The sequence below is a fragment of the Bradyrhizobium sp. URHC0002 genome (genome assembly GCF_054059515.1).
In genome coordinates this window covers 2,241,607-2,262,394 of sequence record NZ_JBSSCF010000001.1, presented here as the reverse complement: position 1 = coordinate 2,262,394, position 20,788 = coordinate 2,241,607, and the positions used below count along the sequence as shown (strand labels likewise).

Here is a 20,788-nt window from a genome sequence, read left to right as displayed (position 1 = left end):
AGCCTTGTCAATCCTGCAACGCGCACCCTCGCATCTCCTGCCCGGACCGCATCATGTCAGATTTCAAAGAGCTCAGCCGCTCGGTCAAAGGCCTGACCGTTCTCGTTACCGGCGCCGCCAGCGGCATGGGACGCGCCACGGCGCTCGTGTTCGCGAGCGACGGCGCCAATGTCGCTGTTACCGATATCAGCGCGGAGGCCACGCGGGCCGTCGCCAGCGAGATCGCTTCAAGGGGCGGCTCGGCAAAAGCCTGGACGCTCGATGTTGCCGACCGCGACAACATCACCGATGTCGTCAACGAAGTCGCGGCGCATTTCGGCGGGCTCGATATCGTCATCAACAATGCCGGCATCTCCGTGCGCGCAGCGATCGACGATGACGGCTATGACGAGGCCTGGGCAAAGGGCTTGGCCGTCATGCTGACCGCGCACCAGCGCATCATCCGCGCTGCACTGCCTTACCTGCGCAAATCGAAATCGCCGCGGATCGTCAATATCGCCTCCACCGAGGCGCTCGGCGCCACCGCATTGCACAGTCCCTACTCCGCCGCCAAGGCCGGCGTCGTCGGCCTGACGCGCTCGCTTGCGGTCGAGCTCGGCCGCGACGGCATCACGGTGAACTGCATCTGCCCGGGGCCGATCCTCACCGGCATGACCGCCCGGATCGCCGCCGAGCACAAGGCGATCTACGCCAAACGCCGCACCGCGCTCGGCCGCTACGGCGAGCCTGAGGAAGTCGCGCACATGACGCTGAGCCTGTGCCTGCCGGCGGCCTCGTTCCTGACCGGCGCGGTCATCCCCGTGGACGGCGGGTTGATGGCTCGAAATGCGTAGCGGGCATGCGTCCGCAGCGTTGACTTGGATACGTTGGAGAGTAACTTTTCTCTCAAACAGAGCGGGACAAACCGCCCGCCGCTTTCAGGAGAGACGCCATGACGGTCACGATCCGGCAGCTTCATCCGCATTTTTTCGGCGAGGTTTCGGGCGTTGATTTGCGAAATCCCCTGACGCCGCAGGAAGCGGCCGACATCGAGGCCGGCATGGACAAATATGCCGTGCTGCTGTTCCGCAACCAGGACATCACGGACGAACAGCAACTGGCCTTCGCGCTGAATTTCGGCGAGCGCGAGAGTGCACGCGGCGGCAACATCACCAAGAAGGAAGACTATCGCCTGACCACGGGGTTGAACGACGTCTCCAACCTCGGCAAGGACGGCAAACCCCTGCCGCGCGACAGCCGGGCCCATCTGTTCAATCTCGGAAATTGCCTGTGGCATTCCGACAGCTCGTTCCGCCCGATCCCGGCAAAGTTTTCGCTGTTGTCGGCGCGGGTGGTGAACCCCAAGGGCGGCAACACCGAATTCGCCGACATGCGCGCGGCCTATGACGCGCTCGACGACGACACCAAGGCCGAGATCGAGGACATGATCTGCGAGCATTCGCTGATGTATTCGCGCGGCTCGCTTGGCTTCTTGGATTATACAGACGAAGAGAAAGCGATGTTCAAGCCGGTGCTACAACGGCTGGTGCGGACCCATCCGGTGCATCGCCGCAAGTCGCTGTATCTGTCATCGCATGCCGGCGCCATCCAAGGCATGAGCATGCCCGAGGCGCGGCTGTTGCTGCGCGATCTCACCGAGCACGCCACGCAGCCGGAATTCGTCCACGTTCATAAATGGACGTTGCATGACCTCGTGATGTGGGACAACCGCCAGACCATGCACCGCGTCCGGCGCTACGACCAGTCGCAGCCCCGCGACATGCGGCGCGCGACGGTGGCCGGCACCGAACCGACGGTGCAGCAGCAGGCGGCGGAGTAACGATCTCGCAGGCCGTAGGGTGGGCAAAGGCGCACTTGCGCCGTGCCCACCATCTATCCAAACCGTTGTCGTGAATGGTGGGCACGCTTCGCTTTGCCCACCCTACGAATCGGAGCTACGCGTGCCCGGCTTCGTTCGACAGCATCCCGGGATCGATGCCGATTTTGCGCAGCGCGCGCAGGTATTTTTCATCGACGTCGTCGCCGAAGACCAGGTCCGGATCGGCGTCGCAATGCAGCCAGCCATTGTGCTGGATCTCGTTCTCGAGCTGGCCCGGCGCCCAGCCGGCATAGCCCAGCGCCAGGATCGCGTGCTTCGGGCCGGTGCCCTGGGCGATCGCCTTGAGGATGTCCACCGTCGCGGTCAGGCAGATGCCGTCGTCGATATTCAGCGTCGCGTCCTGGATGAAGAAATCGCTCGAATGCAGCACGAAGCCGCGGCCGGTATCGACCGGGCCGCCCTTCAGCACCTGCATGCTCTCGGCGTTTTCCGGCAGCTTGATCTGGTCGGCCTTCTGGATGATGTCGAGCTGCACCAGCAGGCCGGGAAAATCGATGCTGCCGGCCGGACGGTTGACGATGATGCCCATCGCCCCTTCCGACGAATGCGCGCACATGTAGATGACGGAGCGCTCGAAGCGCGGATCGCCCATGACCGGCATGGCAATCAGCAGCTGGCCGTCCAGATAACCGTCGCCGGGCGAATTATCGCCAATGCCGGCGGCTTTGCGGCGAACGGGCTTCGGTTTCTTGCCTTCAGGGCTCATCCGCAAAGGCCTCTCTTGCTGAGTCATATCCTGATATCGGGTGCGGTTTCTGTCAATCAAGCTTCCGGCATCATTCGGCGGCCGATCACACGCAATTCAATGGTTTGCGCCGCAACTTGCCTGTAAAGACGTGCCATGATCGTGATGGTTCCCCTGCGCGCCGCGCTCGGCGTCGCCGCCCTATGTGTCGCGTGTGCGACGTCGGAGGTTCGCGCCGAGGATGCCTCGCCATGGCAACGCGACGCGCATTCCGCAGTGCGGTTGCTGGCGGGATCGCGCAGCGGCACGGTGTTGCTTGGCGGCGTTGCAATCCAGTTGCAGCCGGGATGGAAGACCTATTGGCGGACCCCCGGCGATTCCGGCGTTCCGCCCCGCTTCGACTTTTCCAAATCGGACAATGTCGAAGCCGTGACCGTGCTGTGGCCGGCACCGAAGAAATTCGACGACGGCGCCGGTGGCACCGCGCTGGGATACAAGCAGCAGGTCGTATTGCCGCTGCGGATCGTCGCCAAGAATGCCGACAAGCCGGTGACGCTGCGCGCCCACGTCAGTTATGCCGTCTGCGACAAGCTCTGCATTCCGGTCGAAGCCCAAGCTGAACTCGCGTTTGCCAGCGTCGCAAGCACCGAGGACGGCAATTTGTCCGATGCGCTCAATACCGTGCCGAAGCCCGCCAATATCGGCGACCCCAATCCGCTGACCATCCGCGACGTCAAGCGCGAGGGAAAGAGCAACGTGCTGGTCGACGTGACGGCGCCCGACGCCAAGGAGGTCAGCCTGTTCGTCGAGGGGCCGACGCCGGACTGGGCGCTGCCGGTTCCCAGGCTCGCCGAGCAAAGCCCGCCCGGCGTCAAACGTTTTACCTTCGAACTCGACGGCCTGCCGCCCGGCGCCAGCGCCGAAGGCGCCGCGCTCAAACTGACGCTGGTCAGCGGCGACCGGGCGTACGAGTTCAATGTCAGTTTGAACTGACGGTTTCTCGTCGTCCCCGCGAACGCGGGGACCCATACGCCGCGGCGGTTGTCGTGAGGCAGTCTGGCAGACACCTTTTGAAGTAACTGCTCCCTGTGGTCATGGGTCCCTGCTTTCGCAGGGACGACACCGAGGGCGGCCCACCCAACCGAATCTTAACGAATGGTTGATACATCCGGGCATCGCCGCCGCCTCGCGGCGCGTTTCGGGGATGCACCCTTGTGGCCGTGATGGATACCCAATCCGCAACCGCCTCGCCTGCCGGCGTAATCGCGCGCCTGCGTGCGCTGCTTGGCGGCTCCAGTGAGGCCTCCGTCACACGGCGGCTGGCCGGCACCATCTTCGTCATCCGCGTCTTCAGCGCAGCGCTCGCCTATTTCTCACAGATCCTGCTGGCGCGCTGGATGGGCGGGTCGGATTACGGCGTCTACGTCTATGTCTGGACCTGGGTGCTGCTGCTCGGCAGCATGATGGATTTCGGCATCTCGGCATCCGCGCAGAAGATCATTCCGGAGTATCGAACCCGCGGCGAACACGCCCTGCTGCGCGGCTTCCTCGCCGGCAGCCGCTGGATCACGTTCGCCGTCTCCTCCGTCGTCTCGCTGCTGCTGGCGGGCGTGGTGAAAGGGTTGTCGCCGTGGATCGACGCCAATGCGATCGTTCCGCTCTATATCGGCTGCCTGACGCTGCCGGCGTTTGTCGTCGCCAACACCCAGGACGGCATCGCCCGCTCGCACGACTGGATGCGGCTCGGGCTGATGCCGCAATTCATCGTGCGGCAGTCGCTGATCATCGGGCTGACCGCCGGCGCCTTCGCGCTCGGCTTCAATCTCGGCGCCACCGCCGCGATGGGGGCCAGCGCCGCGGCGGTATGGATCGCGATGATCGGGCAGATGATCGTGCTGAACCGCAGGCTCGGCGGCCACATCGAACCTGGCCCCAAGGCCTATGATTTCCGCGGCTGGCTCGCGATCTCGCTGCCGATCCTGCTGGTGGAAAGCTTTTATCTGCTGTTGTCCTACACCGACGTGCTGGTGCTGCAGCAATTCCGCTCCTCCGAAGAAGTCGGCGTCTATTTCGCCGTGGTGAAGACGCTGGCGCTGGTCTCCTTCATTCACTATGCGATGGCGGCGACGACGGCGCATCGCTTTGCCGAGTACCACGCGCAGGGCGACAAGCCGCGGCTGTCGGCCTATGTGGCGCACGCGATCCAGTGGACGTTCTGGCCGTCGCTGGCCGCGACCATTTTGCTGCTGGCGGTGGGCAAGCCGCTGCTGTGGCTGTTCGGGCCGCAATTCGTGGTCGGCTACGACATCATGTTCATTGCCGCGATTGGCCTCGTGGTGCGCTCCGCCATCGGCCCGGTCGAGCGGCTGCTCAACATGCTCGGCCACCAGCACATCTGCGCGCTGGCCTATGCGCTCGCCTTCGTCATGAACCTCGTGCTGTGCGTGATGCTGGTTCCGCGCTTCGGCGGCCATGGTGCTGCGGCTGCGACCTCGATCTCGCTGGCGTTCGAGACGGTGCTGCTGTTCTGGATCGTGCGCCGGCGGCTCGGACTGCACGTGCTGGCGTTCGGCAAGCGCCGATCTCAGGACCAATAGGACAGCAAACACGCCACATCGCGCCGGTCTTTTCAGGCCCGGAAATGGACGGCTGTCGGCGGGTCCGTACGACCTCGCGCTCCATCGGCGCCCCGCGACCGCCGCATTTGAGACTTGAGAACGCCACCACGGTCGTATCGGCATATGAGAGAAAATATCCGGCGCTTCCGATGCGCACATAAAACATTCTTATCTCGTTCGATCGGGACGCCCGTGCTGGCATTGCTATATACTCGACGGACTCAAATGATCTGACCCCGGAAATGATTGATCCTCTCTACGTTGCATCGGGATTCGGCGTCGGCCTGCTGGTCGGGATGACCGGCGTCGGCGGCGGCTCGCTGATGACGCCGTTGCTGATCCTGCTGTTCGGCATCCACCCGTCGACCGCCGTCGGCACCGACCTGCTCTACGCCGCGGCGACCAAGACCGGCGGCAGCCTGGTGCATGGCGTGGCCCGCAGCATTCACTGGCCGGCGGTGATGCGTCTCGCCAGCGGCAGCATCCCGGCGAGCGTCGTCACGCTGCTTGTGCTCTGGCAACTCGAGCTCAACGGGAATTCCGCGCGCAGCCTGGTCAATCTGGTGCTGTGCTTTGCGCTCATCCTGACGGCGACGTCGTTGATCTTCCGCAAGGCGATCATGGATCGATACCGTCGGCGCATGGAACGGCTCGGCGCCTCGACGATCGGCTACGCGACCGTGGTGGTTGGCGTGGCGCTCGGTGTGCTGGTCTCGATTTCGTCCGTGGGCGCCGGCGCGGTCGGCGTCACCGCGCTGCTGCTGCTCTATCCGCGACTGCCGATGGCGAGCATTGTCGGCTCCGACATCGCGCACGCCGTGCCGCTGACGCTGGTCGCCGGCATCGGCCACTGGGCCATGGGTTCGGTCGACTGGGCGCTGATGGGAGTGCTGCTGATGGGCTCGCTGCCCGGCATCGTTATCGGCAGTTACTGCGCGGTTCGTGTCCCGGAGACGGTGCTCAGGCTGCTGCTGGCCACCGTTCTGATTCTGATCGCCGGCAAACTTGGCTTCAATGAGTTGCACCTGTCGACGGCGAGCATCGCGGCGGTAACCGGGAGCGTCGCCCACTAGGCGCGCTCCCGGGAAGCCGTTCGCAATTCCTACTCCGCGGTCCAGCCGCCGTCGATCGAGAGATTGGCGCCGGTGATCTGGGCGGCATCGTCGCCGCACAGGAACAGCGCCAGCGCTGCGACCTGTTCCGAGGTCACGAACTCCTTGGTCGGCTGCGCGTCGAGCAGCACATCCTTGATGACCTGCTCCTTGGTCAGGTTGCGCGCCTTCATGGTCTCGGGAATTTGCTTCTCGACCAGCGGCGTCCAGACATAACCGGGACTGATGCAGTTGCAGGTGATCTTGAAGGTCGCAAGCTCCAGCGCCACCGTCTTGGTGAGGCCGGCGATGCCGTGCTTGGCCGAGACATAGGCCGACTTGAACGGCGAAGCCACCAACGAATGCGCAGACGCCGTGTTGATGATGCGGCCCCAGCCGCGCTTCTTCATGCCGGGCACCGCGGCGCGAATGCCGTAAAACGCCGACGACAGGTTGATGGCGATGATCGCTTCCCACTTCTCCGGCGGAAACTCCTCGATCGGCGACACGAACTGGATGCCGGCATTGTTGACGAGGATATCGACCGAGCCAAAAGTCTTCTCGCCAAGCGCGACCATTTCGGCGATCTCGGCGGGCTTGGTCATGTCGGCGTGGCGAATGCACCGCGCGCACCTTGAAATCGGTCTCGATGCCGGAACGCTCGCGCTCGATATCGGCCGGCACGCCCATGCCGTTGAGGACGACATTGGCGCCGGCGGCGGCGAACGCACGCGCGTAAGCCAATCCGATGCCACTGGTCGAGCCGGTAACGACAGCGGTCTTGCCTTTTAACGTACCCATTTGATCACTCCTGCTTGCCTCCGGGGGATTTGGGAACATCCCCCGACATATCGTAAGCCTTCATGCTCTCGCCAGATTGCGGGCGCTCGAGCACATCCTTGTGACGCATCGACTGATGAACGTCGCGGACGCCCGCGTTCCAATGCTCGACCATGGCGACATGCGAAAAGTCGTAGTCCTTGGAATTTGTCTCGTAATTCTTGCCCTTGTAGATCAGGTGCACGACCGTAACGGTGTTTTCCTTCGAGGCCTTGCGCAGGAATTCGACCGACGGATCGTTCTGCAAATGATCCGGCAATTTGCCGAGCAGATCGCGCACCGCCATGCGCGCGTTGTGGATCTGCTTGTTCTTGTCGGTACTCATGCGGGTGCGGCTGGAATAACGGATGTCCTTTTCCCGCTCGGCGGCATCGAGCAGCGACTCCGGCAGTTCCCCGCGCGCACTGAACAGATCGACCTGGAAGATCAGAAGGTCGCGCCTGAACTCTTCCTCCAGCACGAAATCGAGCGGCGTATTCGAGGCGATGCCGCCATCCCAGTAGTGTTCACCTTCGATGACGATGGATGGAAAGCCTGGCGGCAACGCGCCGGAGGCCATGATGTGCTCCGGTTCGATCTTCTTGCCGAGCTGCCTGAACTCGAAATTGTCGAAATATTTCAGATTGCCCGAGGTCACGCCGACGGCGCCGACGCTGAGCCGCGTCTTCAGGTCGTTGATGCGATCGAAGTCGACCAGCCGCTCCAGCGTCCTCTTCAAGGGGGCGGTGTCGTAATAGCTCTGCGATTGCGGGCTGCCCGGCGGCCACAACGGCGCGGGCGGAAGGCGCGGCGTGAAGAAGCCCGGCACGCCGAAGGTCGCAATCAGCGCGGCCGAGGTTTCGTTGAACAGCGAGCGCGCGCGGTCGCCCGGCGTCACTGGACTCCATGACACCGGAGACGAGACCATCTCCCAGAATTCCTTGAGGCGATCGACACGCGTTTCCGGCCCATTGCCGGCAATGATCGCGGCATTGATGGCGCCGATCGAAATGCCCGCGACCCATTCCGGTTCGAAGCCTGAGCGACACAGCGCCTGAAAGGCCCCGGCCTGATAGGAGCCGAGCGCGCCACCGCCCTGCAGGACCAGCACACGCTGCGCTTTGGCAGGCGTGGTTGCGGGCGCGGGGTTTGAATGATCCATCGTGACCGTCAATCAGTGGGCAAAGACGACGGCACCGTGGCGGCAGTTCGCGACGGCGTCAATCGGCGAGATCGAAGCAAGGATCACGCCGAGTTTACTACCCTGTGAGGCATGGAAGCCCGTAACCGGACCTGCTTCAGGTTGATGCAAGGATGAGCGTCCAGAACACCTTGTATTTGGTATTTGGAGCATAAGCCGCCGCGATGCCCAATTTTGTGACACCGTTCTTGAGCATGTTCGCCTTGTGCGGGGGCGAGTCACGCCAGCCGGAGAAGGCTTCCGCCAGGGTGTGGTATCCGGCCGAGACGTTTTCGACGGCGAGCGTCGCCGGATAGCCGGAGGCCCCCAGCCGCTTGTCCAGCGGCCCCTTCACGTTGTGGTCCATCTTGTTGCGGGCCGCCATCGCCTGGGACTGCTGCTCGGCGAGCCGGGTGAGGTCGGGATCGACCACCACGGTGCCGAGGCCGTTGTTCTGGCGGTATTGCGAGATCATGATCGCGGCCGCGACCGTGTCGAGCGTGGCGCCGGGTTGCGCCATGTCGAGATACATGGACGGCTGATCCGGGATTTTGACGTCTGCCGAGCAGCCGGCAAGCAGCAAAAGCCCGATAATGGCGATGGTCGCCCGTTTCACTGAAAGAATCCCCCGAAGAATCCGCAAAAGGCTGGACGCGGGCGTTGTTGCATACCAACCGTGGCTGAATGGTGAACGGGGCGCCAATTTCGGGGTAGCTGCGGGGCTACGGAATCACTCCTGGGCGGCAAAGATCCGGTAGCGGCGGGGCTGCAGGCCGATGATCTCGCCGGCCTGGAGTTCCCGGTCCCGAGGGGCGTCGATCTCAATCACGGTATTGCCCTCGCCGCCCGAGAGCGCGACCTCCGCCCGCTGGATCGGGCCGAACGAGCGGACATGGCGCACCGCGCCCTCCAGCGAGCCGGTTCCGGCCGGGCCGATCTGCATGTCGTGGCGGCGGACGAACAGTTTTGAGGCGCCGGAGGCCGCGCCATCGGCGGCGATATTGAGCGGCTGGCCGCCGAGCCGCACCGAGCCGCCGGTAACCTCCACCGGCAGCACGATGGATTCGCCGATGAAGCCATGGACGAAGGCCGTGGCGGGATTGTCGTAGACGTCGCCCGGCGAGCCGATCTGTTCGATACGGCCCTTGTCCATCACAACCACGCGGTTGGCGACTTCGAGCGCCTCCTCCTGGTCGTGGGTGACGAAAATCGAGGTGACGTGGATCTCATTGTGCAGCGAGCGCAACCATTGCCGCAGCTCTTTACGCACCTTGGCATCGAGCGCGCCAAAGGGCTCGTCGAGCAGCAGGATGCGCGGCTCGATCGCGAGCGCACGCGCCAGCGCAATGCGCTGCCGCTGGCCGCCGGACAACTGGCTGGGATAGCGATTGGCCAGCCAGTCGAGTTGCACGAGATCAAGCAATTCCTTGACGCGCGCGCGGATCGTGGCCTCGTCCTTGCGGATGGCGCGCGGCTGCACGCGCAGGCCAAAGGCAACGTTTTCGAACACCGTCATGTGGCGGAACAGCGCGTAGTGCTGGAACACGAATCCGACATGGCGCTCGCTGGCGCCGTGTCCCAGCGCATCCTCGCCATCGATCCGCACTTCGCCGGCGTCAGGCCAGTCAAGGCCTGCAATGATCCGCAGCAGCGTCGTCTTGCCCGAACCGGATGGACCAAGCAGCGCCAGCAATTCGCCCTTGCCGACCTTCAGGTCGACATTGTCGAGCGCGGCAAACGCGCCGAACTTCTTGACGATGTTTTTGACTTCAATGGTCACTTAATTAGTCCCTTGAATAGTTCTCTGGGGTTTGCCCTTCGTCCAGACGCTGTTCGAGAACGGTCTTCACGACCAGCGTGATCAGGGCCAGCATCGCCAGCAGCGAGGCAATCGCAAACGACGCCACGAATTGATACTCATTGTAGAGAATCTCGACCAGCAGCGGCATCGTGTTGGTCTCGCCGCGGATATGGCCCGACACCACAGACACCGCGCCGAACTCGCCCATGGCGCGCGCGTTGCACAGCAGTACGCCATACAACAGGCCCCATTTGATATTGGGCAGAGTGACGCGGAAGAAGGTCTGCAGGCCTGACGCTCCCAGCGAGATCGCGGCCTCTTCCTCCTGCGTGCCCTGCTCCTGCATCAGCGGAATGAGCGAACGGGCGACAAACGGAAACGTCACGAAAATCGTCGCCAGCGCAATGCCCGGCACCGCGAACAGGATGTGGATGTCATGGGCCTGCAGCCACGTGCCCCAATAACCCTGCGCGCCGAACAGCAGCACGAAGACGAGGCCGGAAATGACCGGGCTGACCGAGAACGGCAGGTCGATCAATGTGATCAGGAAGGTCTTGCCGCGAAATTCGAATTTCGCGATCGCCCAGGCCGCGATCACGCCGAACACCAAATTGAGCGTGACGGAGATTGCCGCCACCAGCAGCGTGAGCCTGATGGCCGAAAGCGCCTCCGGCTCCGTAAGCGCGGCAAGATAGGCGCTGATGCCCTTGGAAAAGGCCGAGGCGAATACCACCACCAGCGGCAGCACGACGAAAATCGTGAGAAAGGAAATCGCGAGCGCAACGATGATGAACCGGATCGGCCTGGGCTCGTTTAGCAGATTCCTGGAGGTAGCGATCCGGCGCGCACGGTCGCTTACCTCGTGTATGGCCGGTGGAGAAATGGCAAGGTCCGCGGTGGAGGCGTAGGCCCGGAGCGAAGCCGCCGGTGTCACAAAACTCGTTTCCGTAGACATCGACCGGCCCTCAATGCACGGGAATGCGGGCTTGCGCCCAGCGTTGCAGGCGATTGACGACAAGGATGATCAGGAACGAAGCCAGCAGCATGATGACGGCGATCGCCGTCGCGTCGGCATAACGAAATTCGGACAACCGGATCACAATAAGGAGCGGCGCGATTTCCGACACGTTCGGCAGATTGCCGGCGATGAAGATCACCGAGCCGTATTCGCCGACCGCACGCGCGAACGCCAGCGCGAAGCCGGTCAACAGCGCCGGAATAAGACTCGGCAGGATGACCCGGAACACCGTGTGCCAGCGGTTGGCGCCGAGGCTCGCGGCGGCCTCCTCGATTTCAGGATCGAGATCGATCAACACCGGCTGCACCGTGCGCACCACGAACGGAATTCCGATGAAGACCATCGCAATGAAAATTCCGATCGGCGTGAACGCCACCTTGATGCCGAGTTCGGCCAGCGGCGCGCCGAGCCAGCCCTTTTGCGCGAACAATTGCGTCAACGCCACGCCCGCAACCGCGGTCGGCAGCGCGAAGGGAATGTCGACGATGGCGTCGAACAGCCGCCGGCCCGGAAAACGATACCGCACCAGCGCCCAGACGATGATGGTCCCCATCACCAGATTGACGCAGGCTGCGGCAAAGGAGAGGCCGAACGAGAGCTTCAGCGCATTCAGGGTGCGGCGGCTGGTGAGGATTTCCCAGAACTGCCCGGGCGAAAGCTCAAGCGTCTTGAGAAACAGGCCGGCGAGCGGAATGAGGATGATAACGGAGAGCCATGTCAGGGTCAGTCCCATGGTGAGACCGAACCCCGGCAAGCTGCTTCGCCGCGCGACCGCTGTGCTCACAAATCCCCCTGCTTCCGGCTATGGCTGGCTGTTGACCAGATCAATTCTTGTAAATCTGGTCGAAAATGCCGCCTTCGCCGAAGTGATCCTTCTGCGCCTTGGTCCAACCACCAAAAACGTTATCGATCGTGAAAAGTTCAACCTTGGCGAAGGATTTTTCGTACTCCTTCGCAATCTCCGAATCGCGCGGACGATAGGAGTTGCGTGCGGCTATTTCCTGACCTTCCTTGGTATACCAGTACTTCAGGTAGGCCTCGGCAACCGCGCGGGTGCCTTTTTTGTCGGCAACCTTGTCGACGACCGCCACCGGCGGCTCGGCGAGGATCGACAGTGGCGGCGCCACGATCTCGAACTTGTCCTTGCCGAACTCGCGCTGCGCCAGGAATGCCTCGTTCTCCCACGCCAGCAGCACGTCGCCGACGCCGCGCTCGACGAAGGTCACCGTCGAACCGCGCGCGCCGGTATCCAGCACCGGCACGTTCTTGAAGAGATTGCCGACGAACTGCTTCGCCTTGTCGGCGGAGCCGAATTTCTTCTCCGCATAGCCCCAGGCCGCCAGGTAATTCCAACGCGCGCCGCCCGAGGTCTTCGGGTTCGGGGTGATCACCTGCACGCCGGGCTTGATCAGATCGTCCCAATCCTTGATGCCCTTGGGATTGCCCTTGCGCACCAGGAACACGATGGTTGACGTGTAGGGCGAAGCGTTGAGCGACAGGCGCTTCTGCCAGTCGGGCGCAATCAGGCCCTTGGCGGCGATGGCGTCAACGTCATAGGCCAGCGCCAGAGTCACGACATCCGCCTGCAGGCCGTCGATCACCGATCGCGCCTGCGAGCCCGAGCCACCGTGCGATTGCTTGATCTCGACGCTCTTGCCGGTTTCCTTCTGATAGGCCGCCGTGAACGCCTTGTTGAAGTCGACATAGAGCTCGCGCGTCGGATCGTAGGACACGTTGAGCAGGGTGTAATCGGCAGCGAAGGCCGAACTCGCCCAGAGCAGTCCCGCGACCAGCGGCAGAATGCGACGGATCATCTTTGATCTCCATTCGGCTGACAAAGCATATCATCAACGGTGAGCGCATAAGTCGCGACGAATGGCCGCTTAGTCAACGAAACCGCATTTCATTGTTTGCGGAACCGCAGCGGCGTTGTCCTATGAAGTCTTCGTCGTGTGGATGCCACATTCTCTCTTGGCCTGGCCGCGCCAGCGGCCGGCACGTGCATCCTCGCCGGGCGCCGTCCGGCTCGAGCACGGCATGCAGCCGACCGACAGGTAGCCCGAGGCGACCAGCGGATGCGGCGGCAATCTTGCCATTTTGTAGATCGCCTCGATCTCCTCGCGCGACACATTGGCGAACGGATTGAACTTCAATTTCGTGCCGTCGTCCTCGACAACAGGTATCTCGGCCCGCGCGCCACCCTGGAAGCGCTTGCGCCCGTTGATCCATGCCGCGAACGGCTTTAGCGCCCGCGCCAACGGCTCCACCTTGCGGATACGGCAGCAGGCATCGGGATCGGAGAACCACAATTCGCGATCCGGGTCCTCGCGCGACAGCGCTTCCTCCAGCGGCTTGATCGAGCGAACGTCGGTGAGGCCAAGCGTGGCGATCAGCGTGTCGCGATAGGCGAGCGTCTCCTCGAACAGCCAGCCGGTATCGAGGAACACCACGGGAATTGCAGGATCGACGTCCGCCATCACCTTGAGCAGCGCCGCCGATTCCGTACCGAACGAAGAGACCAGCGCGAGGTTCTCGCGGCCGACGGTCTTCAGTGCGGTTTCGATGACTTCCGCAGGCGACGCATCGCGCAACGCGCGGTCGAGCGCCTGCGCCGGCGAAACATTCGCCGCTTCCGTGATCATGGCCTGCTGTACGATCGTGCTCACTGGCCGGCACTCTCCGAATGACGCAACTGCATCCGCCGATTGAGCGCGGTGACGCGGCCATCGCCGGTCGGCTGGTAGAACACCGAATAGCGCTTGGTAGTGGCCGCAAACGCCGCCGCGTCGCTATCCTTCTTCACTTCAAAGGCATCGAAGCCGGCGCGCAGCATGAACACGAACTGATCGCGCAGCACCTGGCCGGTGGCGCGGAGCTCGCCTTCGAATCCGTGTCGCTCGCGCAACAGCCGCGCCTGGCTATAGGCGCGGCCGTCGCGGAACGACGGAAACACCAATGCGACGGCGGCGAGCCGGTCGAGATACGGCACGAGATCGTCAATGTCGCGATTGTTTGGCCAGATCACACCGAGCTTGCCGGCGCGGGCCAGCAAGGCTTGCGGATCTTCGAGAAACCGCGCCGCCGGCACCAGGATCGCGCCATCGCCCGGCAGTTCGGCGCCGTCGGGCACATGAACGAACAGGTCGGCTGCAATTTTTCCGTCTTTAACGAGTGGCATAGACCCGCTCCCTGAATGGTTCGACGCCGAGCCGCTTCACCGTATCGACGAACAATTCGTCGGGGCGCGCGCGCAAGGCAAGATAGGCTTCGACAATGTCCTCGATCACGTCGGCGACGTCGCCGTAGGGCACCGCCGGTCCGATCAAGGTGCCCACCTGGGCATTCTCGTCGGCGCGGCCGCCGATGGTGATCTGGTAGAATTCGTCGCCGTTCTTCTCGACGCCGAGAATGCCGATGTGGCCGACATGGTGGTGGCCGCAGGCATTGATGCAGCCGGAAATATTGATGTGCAGGCGACCGATCATGTTCGCCGTCTCGTGATTGGCGAAGCGGCGCGTCAATTCCTGCGCGATCGGGATCGAACGTGCATTGGCCAGCGAGCAATAATCCAGCCCCGGACAGGCAATGATGTCGGAGACCAGATTGATGTTCGGCGTCGCGAGGCCGATCTTGTCGAGCGCCTTCCACAGCGCGGGCAGATCGCGCTTGGCGACGTGCGGCAGCACCAGGTTCTGCTCGTGGCCGACGCGGATTTCGCCGAAGGAATACTTGTCCGCAAGATCGGCGACCGCGTCCATCTGGTCGGCGGTGGCGTCGCCCGGAGGCCCGCCAACCGGCTTCAGCGACAGCGTCACGATCGAATAGCCCTGCACCTTGTGCGTGAACACCGAGTTGCGGCGCCAGGCTTCGAAATGTGGATCATGCGCCGCCTTCTTCAGCTCTTCCGGCATGTGCGGCAGCTTGGCATAGGCCGGATAGGAGAAGCGCGAGCGGATTTCCTCGATCACGGAATCCTCCAGCGTCAGCGCGCTGTCGCGGATATGCTGCCACTCCTCCTCGACTTCGGCCGCGAACTTCTCGATGCCGAGCTCGTGCACGAGGATCTTGATGCGGGCCTTGTAGATGTTGTCGCGGCGGCCGTACTGGTTATAGACGCGCAGGATCGCCTCGACATAGCTGAGGATATCGCGGCGCGACACGAACGGCTTGATGGTCTTGGCGATGAACGGCGTGCGGCCGAGCCCGCCGCCGACCAGCACCTCGAAGCCGGTCTCGCCTTGCGCGTTCCGGTACAGACGCAAGCCGATGTCGTGAACCTTGATCGCGGCGCGGTCGTGGTCGGAGGCCGTGATCGCGATCTTGAACTTGCGCGGCAGGAACGAGAATTCCGGATGCAGCGTGGTGTGCTGGCGCAGGATTTCCGACCAGATGCGGGGATCCTCGATCTCACCGGGCGCAACGCCTGCCCACTGGTCCGAGGTGACGTTGCGCATGTTGTTGCCGGAGGTCTGCATGGCGTGAATGCCGACTTCGGCAAGATCGGCCAGCGCATCCGGCAGTTCGGCAAGCTTGATCCAGTTGTACTGGATGTTCTGCCGGGTGGTGAAATGGCCGTAGCCACGGTCGTAGCGGCGCGCGACATGGGCCAGCGCCCGCAACTGCTTCGACGACAGCGTGCCATAGGGAATGGCGACGCGGAACATGTAGGCGTGCAGTTGCAGATAGACGCCGTTCTGCAGCCGCAGCATCTTGAATTCGTCCTCGGTGAGTTCGCCGGAGAGACGGCGCTTCACCTGATCGCGGAATTCGGACACGCGTTCATTGATCAGCGTGCGATCGAGTTCGTCATATGCGTACATGATGGATCAGCCTTGATATTTCGTTTTAGGCCGGAAGCAGGTCGATGGTGAGACCCTTCGACCGAATGCGTTCGCGCAAATTGCCGGGTTTGATCTCGCCGCTGTCCTTGAGCTCGACCGGCGCGATATAGGCGCCGACCGCGCCGACGTCGTCGGCATTGGCTTCGGCCAGCAGCGCCCGCGCCTCATCGGAGGTGCGGACGATCGCAGCGTCCGACAAGCTTGCCGACCAGCCCTGCTGCGCGGTGCGATAGATCACGATGCCATCCGAGGTGCGGTTGGCGGTAACCATCGAGGGACCGGTGATCTTGATTTTTTGTTGAAGCGGAGAGGTCATTCGGCAGCATCCAGCAGTTTGGAGATGATTTGATCGGGGTTGGACAGGCGCCACGGCGCGGAATGCGCGACGACGTCGCCGATGATGAGGACGGCAGGACCGCCATCGATTTTTTCGACCAGCGCGGGAAGGCTTTCGAGCGTGCCGACCACGGCCTGGGCATCCGGCCGCGTCACCCGCGCGAACACACCGACGGGTGTTTGCGGTAACCGGCCTGCGGCAAGCAGGCCCGCGCGCACCGATGGCGCCGCGGTCATGCCCATATAGACCACGATGGTCATCTTCCTGTCTGTCAGCACCGACCAGTCGACCGTCTCGGCGTCCTTTGCCTTGTGCGCGGTCAGGAAGGTGATGCGCAGCGCTTCGTGCCTAAAGGTCAGCGGCGCTTCGAACTGCGCGGCGGCGCCGAGCCCTGCGGTAATGCCCGGCACCACCGAATAGGCGACGCCGGCCGCGCGCAGCACTTCGATCTCCTCGCCGCCGCGGCCGAAGATGAAGGGATCGCCGCCCTTCAGCCGTACCGCGCGCTGCCCCGCCTTCGCAGCGTCAATCAGCAGCTTGTGGATCGCATCCTGGCCGATGCCGGGCTTGCCGACGCGGCGGCCGACCGGAATGCGCGCGGCATCGCGACGGACGCGGTCGAGAATTTCAGGCGAGACCAGCTCGTCGTAAAAAACAACGTCGGCATCCTGCAGGGCGCGCAGCGCCTTGATGGTGAGCAAATCCGGATCGCCCGGACCGGCGCCGACCAGCGTCACCCTGCCCTCGGCCTTGCCGTCCTTGCTCGCGCCGGCGAAGGCTGCGGGATCGGCGATTTCGTTCAGCGCTTTTTCAGCCTCGTCCTTGCGGCCGGCGAGCACCAGCGCGCCGATCGGGCCATCGATCACTCGCTCCCAGAAGCGGCGGCGCAACGGAAATTCGGGAATGCGCGCATGCATCGGTTTGCGAACGCGGCCGATGAAGGCGGCGAGATCGCCGATGCGCGCCGGCAGCACCGCTTCGATGCGCTCGCGCACGCGGCGCGCGACCACCGGCGACGTGCCGCCGGTGCCGACGGCAACGACGACATCGCCGCGATCGACGATCGCGGGAAAGATGAAAGTGGAATGCGCGAGATCGTCCATCACGTTGACGGGAAGGCCGACGGCCTTCGCGCGCGCCGACATCGCAACGCCGACGTCGCCGGCGCCGGCGCAGAGAATTGCAATGACACCCGAGAGGTCGGCTGACAGCGGATCGCCGGAGGCCAGATCGATCCGCGCAGCATCATTGGCGTCGAGGCCGGCCAGATCATGATTGCCATCGGTCGCATACCACTGGACCTGCGCGCCGGCCGAAACCAGCAGGCGCAATTTTGCGCGCACGAGGTCACCCGCTCCAACGAGCAGCACCTTGCCGCTTTGCAAATCCAGGAAGACAGGCAGATAGCGCATCCGACACTCGCTTTCCCCAACTTGGGGGTTGACTGAAATTATTTTCTATTTATGTCTCGATCAAGAGCTGCAAAGAGAAAATTATTTCTTCTCTATTGCAGCGCAACTTTAGAATTTTTCCACTCCCAAGTCCAAGGCCCAGAGATGCATCTTCTCAACCCTGAATCCAGCGGACACAGGTTGCAGCCCGCCCCCCTCCACGAAGCATCAGCTGTGCCGAAAATTTTTCCCGGCTCGAGGCTGCCGCCGCCTTCGATGGACCATCTCGACGAGCTCGAGGCGCAGAGCATCTATATTCTGCGAGAGGCCTTTGCGCGCTTGAAGAAGCTCGCGCTGCTGTGGTCGCTGGGCAAGGACTCCAACGTGATGATCTGGCTGGCGCGCAAGGCCTTCTTCGGCCGCGTGCCGTTTCCGGCGCTCCACGTCGACACCGGCAAGAAATTTCCGGAGATGTATGCGTTCCGCGATCGCTTCGGCAAGGAATGGGATCTTGATCTGAAGATCGAGCCCTGCCCGCCGATCGACGCCGTCGATCCGACCTTGCCGCCGGCTGCGCGCTCCGCCGCGCGCAAGACCGAGGGTCTCAAATGGGCGCTCACCAAATATGGTTTCGACGGCTTGATCGCCGGCATCCGCCGCGATGAAGAGGCGACCCGCGCCAAGGAGCGCGTGTTCTCGCCGCGCGGGCTCGAAGGCGGCTGGGACGTGCGCGATCAACCCCCGGAATTCTGGGACCAGTTCAACGCTTCGCCGCCACCCGGCGCGCACTTGCGCATCCATCCGATCCTGCATTGGACCGAGGCCGACATCTGGGCCTACACCAAGCGCGAGAACATTCCGATCATTCCGCTTTATCTTTCGCACAACGGCAAGCGTTATCGCTCGCTGGGTGACCAGGACATCACCAACCCGGTGGCTTCGATGGCATCCAGCATCGATGAGATCCTGACCGAACTCGACGGCACCAAGGTGCCGGAGCGCGCCGGCCGCGCGCTCGATCACGAAACCGAGGATGCGTTCGAGCGGCTGCGCGTCGCCGGCTATCTCTAACGGATATTTGGTGTGAGCGTCGCTATGAACATGATCCTCCCCGCAAGCGTTTCGGCCACGCCGAACGACACCACGTCGATGCCAAATGGCACGACGCGACCGCAGGTCCGCATCGTCATCGTCGGCCACGTCGATCACGGCAAATCCACGCTGGTCGGCCGCCTGCTGCACGAGACCGGCAGCCTGCCCGAGGGCAAGCTGGAAATGCTCAAAGCGGTCAGCGCGCGCCGCGGCATGCCGTTCGAATGGTCGTTCCTGCTGGATGCGCTGCAGACCGAGCGCGACCAGGGCATCACCATCGACACCACGCAGATCCGCTTCCGCACCCGCTCGCGCGACGTCGTGCTGATCGACGCGCCGGGCCACGCCGAATTCCTCCGCAACATGATCACGGGCGCTTCGCAGGCCGACGGCGCGGTCTTGATTATCGACGCGCTGGAAGGCGTGCGCGACCAGACCCGGCGTCACGGCTATCTGCTGCATCTGTTGGGCATCAAGCAGGTCGCCATCGTCGTCAACAAGATGGACCGCGTCGATTTCAGCGCTGACCGCTTCAAGGAGATCAGCGACGAGATTTCGGCGCACCTGATCGGCCTCGGCGTGACGCCATCAGCGGTGATTCCGATTTCCGCGCGCGACGGCGACGGCGTCGCCGAACACACGCCGCGGATCGGCTGGTACCAGGGACCGACCGTGGTCGAGGCGCTCGACGCGCTCGAACCGGCACGGCCGCTGGAGCAACTGGCGCTGCGCCTGCCGGTGCAGGCGATCTACAAGTTCGATGACCGCCGCATCGTCGCGGGCCGCATCGAGTCCGGCAGCCTGGGCGCCGGCGATGAAATCGTCATCATGCCGGCCGGCAAGATCGCGAAGATCAAATCCGTCGAGAGCTGGCCGGTGACGCCGCTCACGGGCAGCCATGGCGCCGGCCGCTCGGTCGGTATTACGCTCGACCGTGAATTGTTCATCGAACGCGGCGATGTCATCGCCCATGTGGGCGCCACCCCGCGCGATACGCGGCGAATTCGGGCGCGGATCTTCTGGCTGCACGACAAGCCGTTGTCGAAGGGCGATCAGATCCTGATCCGCCTCGGCACGCGGGAAAGCCGCGCCAGCGTGGTCGCCATCGAGAAGGCCGTCGATCCCGGCGAGCTGTCCAATGAGGAGACCAAGGCGATCGCGCGCAACCACGTCGGCGAAATCGATATTTCGCTGGCGCAGCCGATCGCGGCCGATCCCTATCAGGAAAATCCGCGCACCGGGCGACTGGTGATCGAGGTCAACGGCCGCATCGCCGGCGGTGGGCTCGTGCTGTCGGTCGACGCCGGACAGCGTGCGGTCCCGATCGACATCGTGCCGGTCGAATCCGCACTTCGGCCCGAAGAACGCTCGGCGCGCTATCGCCACAACGGCGCGGTGATCTGGCTGACCGGTCTGCCGGGCTCCGGAAAATCGACGCTGGCGCGCGCGCTGGAGCGCCGGCTGTTCTCGCGCGGCGGTTCGCCGATCCTGCTGGATGGCGACACCTTGCGCGCCGGCCTCAACGGCGACCTCGGTTTCTCCGCGCAGGACCGCACCGAAAACATCCGCAGGCTTGCCGAAGTCGCGACCCATCTGGCGCGCAACGGACATATCGCCGTCGTCGCCGCGGTGTCGCCGTCGGCGGATGATCGGGCCGCCGCCCGCCGCATCGCCGACACGACGTTCCGCGAGATCTATGTCGCAACGCCGGCCGAGATCTGCGAGAGCCGCGACCCCAAGGGCCATTACGCCAAGGCGCGCGCCGGCACGCTGCAGGCCTTCACCGGGATCGGCAATGATTACCAGCCGCCGGCCCGCGCGGAGTTGAGCATCGACACCTCGGCCCGAACGGTTTCGGACGCAACTGACGAGATCGAGCGGATGCTGGCGGAGACCGGTATTCTGTTCGACGAACTGGTCGATCTGGCGGCGAACATCTAGGCCTTTTAGGCACTTCTCATTGACCCGGCTTTAGGGCTAAAAGGGCGGCCAACGCTGCCCTTTTTGGCGCGTTTTTTGCTGCTTTTCGCCAGAAA

General features: G+C 63.6%; 19 protein-coding genes and 1 pseudogene. 7 read left to right on the top strand and 13 right to left on the bottom strand.

The annotated features are described in order from the left end of the window. Positions 1-53 precede the first annotated feature (53 nt). The gene (locus ACVWVY_RS10740; protein ID WP_456626345.1) at positions 54-833 is read left to right on the top strand and encodes an SDR family NAD(P)-dependent oxidoreductase; all 780 of its coding nucleotides are present in this window, start codon (positions 54-56) and stop codon (positions 831-833) included. 98 nt (positions 834-931) lie between these two features. Continuing rightward, positions 932-1,819: a TauD/TfdA dioxygenase family protein gene (locus ACVWVY_RS10735; RefSeq protein WP_456626344.1), complete on the top strand. Its 888-nt coding sequence runs from the start codon at positions 932-934 to the stop codon at positions 1,817-1,819. A 115-nt stretch (positions 1,820-1,934) separates the two neighbouring features. Here the strand turns inward: ACVWVY_RS10735 and ACVWVY_RS10730 are convergent, their stop codons facing one another. After that, a complete protein-coding gene (locus tag ACVWVY_RS10730; RefSeq protein WP_456626343.1) occupies positions 1,935-2,585 on the bottom strand; it encodes a YqgE/AlgH family protein in 651 nt (216 codons plus the stop codon). 135 nt (positions 2,586-2,720) lie between these two features. On the opposite strand from ACVWVY_RS10730, the gene ACVWVY_RS10725 reads away from it, so the two are divergent. The 3 genes from ACVWVY_RS10725 to ACVWVY_RS10715 all read left to right on the top strand — a co-directional run bounded on the left by ACVWVY_RS10725 (position 2,721) and on the right by ACVWVY_RS10715 (position 6,255). Next, complete coding sequence (locus ACVWVY_RS10725) at positions 2,721-3,557, top strand: protein-disulfide reductase DsbD domain-containing protein (RefSeq protein WP_456626342.1); 837 nt, start codon at positions 2,721-2,723, stop codon at positions 3,555-3,557. Between the two features lie 221 nt (positions 3,558-3,778). Further along, positions 3,779-5,161 (top strand): flippase, encoded by a 1,383-nt coding sequence (locus ACVWVY_RS10720; protein ID WP_456626341.1) that lies wholly within the window; start codon positions 3,779-3,781, stop codon positions 5,159-5,161. A gap of 263 nt (positions 5,162-5,424) precedes the next feature. Then, positions 5,425-6,255 (top strand): sulfite exporter TauE/SafE family protein, encoded by an 831-nt coding sequence (locus ACVWVY_RS10715; protein WP_456626340.1) that lies wholly within the window; start codon positions 5,425-5,427, stop codon positions 6,253-6,255. 29 nt (positions 6,256-6,284) lie between these two features. Here ACVWVY_RS10715 and ACVWVY_RS10710 read toward each other — a convergent pair. The 12 genes and pseudogenes from ACVWVY_RS10710 to cysG all read right to left on the bottom strand — a co-directional run bounded on the left by ACVWVY_RS10710 (position 6,285) and on the right by cysG (position 17,681). Then, positions 6,285-7,074, bottom strand: a pseudogene (locus ACVWVY_RS10710) (3-hydroxybutyrate dehydrogenase). Between the two features lie 4 nt (positions 7,075-7,078). Beyond that, entirely contained in the window at positions 7,079-8,254 is a 1,176-nt protein-coding gene (locus ACVWVY_RS10705; RefSeq protein ID WP_456626339.1) for a DUF3734 domain-containing protein, read from the bottom strand. Positions 8,255-8,390: 136 nt separating this feature from the next. Continuing rightward, entirely contained in the window at positions 8,391-8,888 is a 498-nt protein-coding gene (locus ACVWVY_RS10700) for a CAP domain-containing protein (protein WP_456626338.1), read from the bottom strand. Positions 8,889-9,002: 114 nt separating this feature from the next. Beyond that, a complete protein-coding gene (locus ACVWVY_RS10695; protein ID WP_456626337.1) occupies positions 9,003-10,052 on the bottom strand; it encodes a sulfate/molybdate ABC transporter ATP-binding protein in 1,050 nt (349 codons plus the stop codon). Between the two features lie 4 nt (positions 10,053-10,056). After that, on the bottom strand, positions 10,057-11,028 hold the full coding sequence (cysW, locus tag ACVWVY_RS10690) for a sulfate ABC transporter permease subunit CysW (RefSeq protein ID WP_456626336.1): 972 nt from the start codon (positions 11,026-11,028) through the stop codon (positions 10,057-10,059). Between the two features lie 10 nt (positions 11,029-11,038). Next, a complete protein-coding gene (gene cysT, locus ACVWVY_RS10685; RefSeq protein WP_456632167.1) occupies positions 11,039-11,845 on the bottom strand; it encodes a sulfate ABC transporter permease subunit CysT in 807 nt (268 codons plus the stop codon). 70 nt (positions 11,846-11,915) lie between these two features. Then, entirely contained in the window at positions 11,916-12,905 is a 990-nt protein-coding gene (locus ACVWVY_RS10680) for a sulfate ABC transporter substrate-binding protein (RefSeq protein WP_456626335.1), read from the bottom strand. 120 nt (positions 12,906-13,025) lie between these two features. Continuing rightward, positions 13,026-13,733: a phosphoadenylyl-sulfate reductase gene (locus tag ACVWVY_RS10675; protein WP_456632166.1), complete on the bottom strand. Its 708-nt coding sequence runs from the start codon at positions 13,731-13,733 to the stop codon at positions 13,026-13,028. A 20-nt stretch (positions 13,734-13,753) separates the two neighbouring features. Beyond that, positions 13,754-14,269 carry a DUF934 domain-containing protein gene (locus ACVWVY_RS10670; RefSeq protein WP_456626334.1) on the bottom strand — a complete coding sequence of 172 codons (516 nt, stop codon included), beginning with the start codon at positions 14,267-14,269 and terminating at the stop codon, positions 13,754-13,756. Continuing rightward, positions 14,256-15,911, bottom strand: a complete 1,656-nt coding sequence (locus tag ACVWVY_RS10665; RefSeq protein ID WP_456626333.1) for a nitrite/sulfite reductase — start codon at positions 15,909-15,911, stop codon at positions 14,256-14,258. The genes ACVWVY_RS10670 and ACVWVY_RS10665 overlap by 14 nt, the downstream gene beginning before the upstream one ends. A gap of 25 nt (positions 15,912-15,936) precedes the next feature. Continuing rightward, on the bottom strand, positions 15,937-16,248 hold the full coding sequence (locus ACVWVY_RS10660) for a DUF2849 domain-containing protein (RefSeq protein ID WP_214489196.1): 312 nt from the start codon (positions 16,246-16,248) through the stop codon (positions 15,937-15,939). Further along, positions 16,245-17,681 carry a siroheme synthase CysG gene (cysG, locus tag ACVWVY_RS10655; RefSeq protein WP_456626332.1) on the bottom strand — a complete coding sequence of 479 codons (1,437 nt, stop codon included), beginning with the start codon at positions 17,679-17,681 and terminating at the stop codon, positions 16,245-16,247. Before cysG ends, ACVWVY_RS10660 begins: the two co-directional genes overlap by 4 nt. Positions 17,682-17,936: 255 nt before the next feature. On the opposite strand from cysG, the gene cysD reads away from it, so the two are divergent. After that, complete coding sequence (gene cysD, locus ACVWVY_RS10650) at positions 17,937-18,731, top strand: sulfate adenylyltransferase subunit CysD (protein ID WP_456632165.1); 795 nt, start codon at positions 17,937-17,939, stop codon at positions 18,729-18,731. A gap of 24 nt (positions 18,732-18,755) precedes the next feature. Further along, the gene (gene cysC / locus ACVWVY_RS10645; RefSeq protein WP_456626331.1) at positions 18,756-20,693 is read left to right on the top strand and encodes an adenylyl-sulfate kinase; all 1,938 of its coding nucleotides are present in this window, start codon (positions 18,756-18,758) and stop codon (positions 20,691-20,693) included. Positions 20,694-20,788 lie beyond the last annotated feature (95 nt).

Bases quoted from the DNA above. Each gene is read 5' to 3' on its own strand.
- ACVWVY_RS10735 (WP_456626344.1), top strand. From the start codon at position 932: ATGACGGTCACGATCCGGCAGCTTCATCCGCATTTTTTCGGCGAGGTT.
- cysD (WP_456632165.1), top strand. From the start codon at position 17,937: ATGGACCATCTCGACGAGCTCGAGGCGCAGAGCATCTATATTCTGCGA.
- ACVWVY_RS10740 (WP_456626345.1), top strand. From the start codon at position 54: ATGTCAGATTTCAAAGAGCTCAGCCGCTCGGTCAAAGGCCTGACCGTT.
- cysC (WP_456626331.1), top strand. From the start codon at position 18,756: ATGAACATGATCCTCCCCGCAAGCGTTTCGGCCACGCCGAACGACACC.
- ACVWVY_RS10715 (WP_456626340.1), top strand. From the start codon at position 5,425: ATGATTGATCCTCTCTACGTTGCATCGGGATTCGGCGTCGGCCTGCTG.
- ACVWVY_RS10665 (WP_456626333.1), bottom strand. From the start codon at position 15,911: ATGTACGCATATGACGAACTCGATCGCACGCTGATCAATGAACGCGTG.
- ACVWVY_RS10660 (WP_214489196.1), bottom strand. From the start codon at position 16,248: ATGACCTCTCCGCTTCAACAAAAAATCAAGATCACCGGTCCCTCGATG.
- ACVWVY_RS10725 (WP_456626342.1), top strand. From the start codon at position 2,721: ATGATCGTGATGGTTCCCCTGCGCGCCGCGCTCGGCGTCGCCGCCCTA.
- cysW (WP_456626336.1), bottom strand. From the start codon at position 11,028: ATGTCTACGGAAACGAGTTTTGTGACACCGGCGGCTTCGCTCCGGGCC.
- ACVWVY_RS10680 (WP_456626335.1), bottom strand. From the start codon at position 12,905: ATGATCCGTCGCATTCTGCCGCTGGTCGCGGGACTGCTCTGGGCGAGT.
- cysG (WP_456626332.1), bottom strand. From the start codon at position 17,681: ATGCGCTATCTGCCTGTCTTCCTGGATTTGCAAAGCGGCAAGGTGCTG.
- ACVWVY_RS10730 (WP_456626343.1), bottom strand. From the start codon at position 2,585: ATGAGCCCTGAAGGCAAGAAACCGAAGCCCGTTCGCCGCAAAGCCGCC.
- ACVWVY_RS10705 (WP_456626339.1), bottom strand. From the start codon at position 8,254: ATGGATCATTCAAACCCCGCGCCCGCAACCACGCCTGCCAAAGCGCAG.
- ACVWVY_RS10670 (WP_456626334.1), bottom strand. From the start codon at position 14,269: ATGCCACTCGTTAAAGACGGAAAAATTGCAGCCGACCTGTTCGTTCAT.
- ACVWVY_RS10675 (WP_456632166.1), bottom strand. From the start codon at position 13,733: ATGATCACGGAAGCGGCGAATGTTTCGCCGGCGCAGGCGCTCGACCGC.